Consider the following 4,356-nt stretch of genomic DNA (forward strand, 5'->3'; position numbering starts at 1 on the left):
CTGCCGCTGCTCGCGGGCGTTGGCGGCATGGTGGTGCCTGCGCTGCTCTACCTGCTCGTCAACCCCTCCGGAGAGGGAGCCAACGGCTGGGGCATCGTCATCGGCACGGACACCGCGTTCCTCCTCGGCACGCTTGCGCTCGTCGGGCCGACAACGTCAACCCAGCTGCGCGTGTTCCTGCTGACGTTGACGGTGGTTGACGACATCGTCGCCGTCTCGGTCATCGGGTTCGTGTACTCGGACGAGCTCAACGTCACCGCCCTGGCCGTCGCGCTCGTGGCCGTGGCCGTTCTCGTCGTGCTGGGGCGGATGAGGGTGTGGCGGACCTGGCCCTACGCCGTCACGATCCTCGTGCTCTGGCTCGCGACCGTCGCCTCGGGGCTGCACGCCTCCGTCGCCGGGATGGTGGCTGGGCTGCTCGTGCCCTCATACGCACCGCACCGGCAGGCAGTCGAGCAGGCGGCCCGTCGGTTCCACGCGTTCCGGCAGTCACCGCTCGCCGATGTGGGGCGGTCCGCGCAGACAGCGCTCGTGCGCGCGGTGCCGGTCAACGAGCGGATGCAGATCGTGCTGCACCCCTGGACGAGCTACGTCATCGTGCCGGTCTTCGCGCTCGCGAACGCCGGGGTGGACCTGCGTGGCGGGGTCCTCGGTGAGGCACTGCGGTCACCCGTGACGTGGGGCGTCGTCCTCGGTCTCGTCGTCGGCAAGTTCGTCGGAATCGGGGGAGTCGCGCTGCTCGGTGCCCGGCTCGGTGTGGGCGCGCTCCCGCAGGGCGTCGGCCCCGGCCAGATCCTCGGCGGTGCAGCGCTTTCCGGCATCGGCTTCACGGTTGCGTTGCTCATCCTCGGGTTGGCTTTCGGGCCGGAGTTGCAGGATGAGGCGACCGTCGGGGTGCTCCTCTCACTCGTCCTCGCCACGTTGTTGGGATGGCTGGTCTTCAAGCTGGCCGCCGTCTTCCACGGGGAGACGTCTGCGGGGCTGCCCATGGTGCTGGACCGTCCGGTGGACCCCACCCGCGACCACATCCGCGGCTCGGCGACGGCGCCGCTGACGCTGCTCGAGTACTCGGACTTCGAGTGCCCGTTCTGCGGGCGTGCAACAGGCGTGGTCGCCGAGGTCCGTGCCCACTTCGGCGACGAGCTGCGCTACGTGATGCGGCACCTGCCCCTCCCGGACGTCCATCCCCACGCCGAGCTCGCCGCCGCAGCTGCCGAGGCGGCGGGGGCGCAGGGGCGGTTCTGGGAGATGCACGACGTGCTCTTCGAGCATCAGGACGAACTGGAGACGGAGGACCTGGCTGGCTATGCCGGCAAACTGGGGCTCGATGTCGAACGCTTCCTGCGCGACCTCGACGAGGACGTGCACGCTGAGCGGGTCCGAGAAGATGTGATGAGCGCGGAGGCCAGCGGTGCGCGAGGGACGCCGACGTTCTTCGTCGGGGAGCGCCGCCATGTCGGGCCGTACGACGCCCAGACGCTCATCGCCGAGCTCGAGGCCAGCCGGCAGGCGGATGTCCGCGGCCCCTGACGTGCCGCCGACTCGCATCCTGCTCCGCCTGGCGGAGCAGGATGTGAGGGCGCACTCAGTGCGCTTCCTCGTGCAGGTCCTCGAGGAGCTCGGCCAGGTCGACCTTCGGCTCGGCAACGAGCAGCGGCAGGACGAGGTCGTTCTCCTTGGCCGCGTGGCTGGCGAAGACGCGACGCAGTGCCTCGGCCCAGGCGGCCGCTGCAACCGGATCGGTGGTCGCCTCGAGCGCGTCGACCATCCCTAGGATGACACCGTGCTCGGCAATCATGCTGGTGATGAGTAGCCGACCGGCCTCGGTCTCCGCCGCAGCGCGGTAGAGCGTCCTCTCCTCGCCGGCGGCGTGTGGCGCGAGGACGGCCCGCGCCCACGTGACGATCTGGGCCTTGGGGTGCTCGAAGCCGGACGGCTGCCCTGCCGAGTTCGCAAGGTCAGCGGCGAGTTGCTCGAGCTCTGCGACGAGATGCTCGTGGTGGCGCCGGATCGCGTCGGCGGCGGCCTCATCGCGCTCGGGTGCAGTGGTGGTCATGATGCTCTCCAACCTCCGGGCGGGTGTATCCCGCCGTTGCGCCCATTCGACCACCGGGAGTGGAGGCAGTCATTGATGTGAGTCAAGTCCCAGTGCGATCTCACAACTGGCCCCTCGACGTCTTGTGTACTTACACCGTAAGCCTTAGCCTTACGACGTAAGGGCCAAGTGCCAGCAGCGTTTTTGTAACCGAGCGGATGAGCATGCCGACGACCAAGACCACGACGATGCGTGCGATCGTCCAAGACGGCTACGGCTCGCCGGCCCGCGTGCTTCGGCCCGAGCACATCGCCAGACCCCCGGTGGGTCCGCTCGACGTGCTCGTGCGGGTACGGGCCACGAGCGTCAACACCCCCGACTGGATCACCGTCACCGGAGTGCCATACGTCCTTCGTCTCAAGTCCGGCCTGCGGCGACCGTCCCACCCCGTCCGGGGCAGCGACGTCGCAGGGGTGGTGGAGGCCGTGGGCCGGGACGTTGTCGACCTCGCTTCGGGCGACGAGGTCTTCGGGTCCGTCTGGGACGGCACCATTGGAGCTCGGGCGGGAACGTTCGCCGAGTACACCGTCTTGCCGGCGTCTCAGCTCGTGCGCAAGCCGGCGGGCCTCAGCTTCGAGGAGGCGGCCGCGTCGGTCATGACCGGTCTGACGGCCCTCACCGCGATCCGCGACGTGGGCACGGTGGGGCCCGGCACACGGGTCCTCGTAAACGGGTCCTCGGGTGGCGTTGGCACCATGGCGGTCCAGATCGCCGCGTCGCTCGGTGCCGATGTCAGCGCCGTATGCAGCAGCCGTAACGTCGAGCTCGTCCGGTCGCTGGGAGCGCACCACGTCATCGACTACGCGAAAGAGGACTACACCGACGGCCGGCTGCGTCACGACGTGATCCTCGACAACGTGATGAACCGTTCGCCCTGGGCAACGGCTCGAGCACTCGCGCCGGGCGGCGTCCTCATCCCCAACAGCATCGGGAACTCGGGCGGGCTGCTCGCGGGACTGCCACGAATCGCGTCTGCCAGTGTGCTGGGCCTTGGCCCGACCACGGTCAAAACCGTTCAGTTGCAAGTGAACCGAGGGAACCTCACGGCCCTGTCTGAGCTGCTCGAGTCCGGCGTGGTCCGCGTGGTCATCGACCGGACCTACCCCTTGGAGCGCGCCGGTGAGGCCGTCGAGCACGTGCTCGCGCACCACGCAAGGGGCAAGGTGGCCATCACTGTCTGACGGAGCGCCGCGCCTGGCCAGCCACGCGTGTGGGAGAGCCCAGCACGCGGCGCACCGAGCGCGGGCACCTGAGCGAGCTCACCGGCATACGGCCAAAGGCTTGAAAACCTAGCGGGAGCGCTCCAGGCCGGCGCGATCCCACGTGCCGGTGGTGGCTGCGGCTTCGTAGGTCCGTTGCAAGAAGTCGAGCAGCACGGAGTCGGGGTCCGGCGCGGTTCGCACCGCGGTGTAGGGGAGCACGAACTCGCCGAGCTGCTTGTCGAATCTGGCCTCCGGCGGCCCCGGTTGCACGGTGCGGTAGTTCGCTGGCTCGGGGTAGGCGTAGGAGTAGAACATCCCCTCTCCCTCGCCGCCGGGCCAGTAGCCGGCGCTGCTCACCTCATGCGAATAGCCTTCCTGCATGACGCGCGGGCCGCAGTTGGGCGCGCTGCCCGGGTATGGCGGAGCGGGTCTGCCCGAGAACCTCGACGTCGCCAGGTCAAGGGCGCCCCAGAACAGGTGGACCGGGCTGGACTTGCCGATGAAACGGCCTCTGAACACAGTGAATACGCGCTCGACCTCGACCAGTGTCCGCCAGAACGCGGTGACGGCCTGGGGATCGTAGGCGGCGTGGCTGACGTCGTCCGGGAAGGGGATGGCGTCCGGGATCTCGACTGGCACGGGCCAGATCTTGGTGCTCAGGTCCAGGGCGGCGAGTGCTCCGGTGAGCTCCGTGTAGAACTCGCTCACCGACTTGGGTGCGAGCTCCATGGAGCGGGTCTGACCGAGGGTGGTGGTGATGTCGAGGCGGTGGTCGATGAGATCGAGGTCGATCGAGAAGCCCCGTCCAGGCGCGTCAGGCATGAGGGACGTGGTGAGCCCCCGGGAGGTGACGAAGAGAGTGGCGTTCCACCAGTGGTTGAGCAGGGGTGTGCGTGCCATCCGGATCTTGCCCACGACCTGCAGCCATAGGGTGAGGGTGTCTCGGGTCGGCTCCCAGCTGTCGATCGGGAGCTCTGGCCACGTGTCCTGGCTCATCGCGGGTCCTCCTCGGCCCGGCAGTCGGTCTGGGCAGTCTATTGGCCGAGGGCTTGAGACGGG

The 4,356-nt window shown here is 68.8% G+C and carries 4 protein-coding genes; 2 read left to right on the top strand and 2 right to left on the bottom strand.

Translation table 11 applies throughout. The features are described 5' to 3' along the window. Positions 1-1,530 (top strand): Na+/H+ antiporter NhaA (locus VIR15_RS16650; protein WP_331929757.1); only part of this gene is annotated, 1,530 nt, incomplete at its 5' end. Positions 1,531-1,585: 55 nt separating this feature from the next. Here VIR15_RS16650 and VIR15_RS16655 read toward each other — a convergent pair. Continuing rightward, the gene (locus tag VIR15_RS16655) at positions 1,586-2,056 is read right to left on the bottom strand and encodes a hemerythrin domain-containing protein (protein ID WP_331929759.1); all 471 of its coding nucleotides are present in this window, start codon (positions 2,054-2,056) and stop codon (positions 1,586-1,588) included. Positions 2,057-2,259: 203 nt separating this feature from the next. Here VIR15_RS16655 and VIR15_RS16660 point away from each other — a divergent pair, with 203 nt between their 5' ends. Next, the gene (locus VIR15_RS16660) at positions 2,260-3,276 is read left to right on the top strand and encodes an NAD(P)-dependent alcohol dehydrogenase (RefSeq protein ID WP_331929761.1); all 1,017 of its coding nucleotides are present in this window, start codon (positions 2,260-2,262) and stop codon (positions 3,274-3,276) included. 108 nt (positions 3,277-3,384) lie between these two features. On the opposite strand, the gene VIR15_RS16665 is transcribed toward VIR15_RS16660, so the two are convergent. Then, entirely contained in the window at positions 3,385-4,293 is a 909-nt protein-coding gene (locus VIR15_RS16665) for a DUF5996 family protein (protein WP_331929763.1), read from the bottom strand. Positions 4,294-4,356 lie beyond the last annotated feature (63 nt).

Origin of the sequence: Intrasporangium sp. (assembly GCF_036566125.1) — a bacterium.
Lineage (GTDB): Bacteria > Actinomycetota > Actinomycetes > Actinomycetales > Dermatophilaceae > Intrasporangium.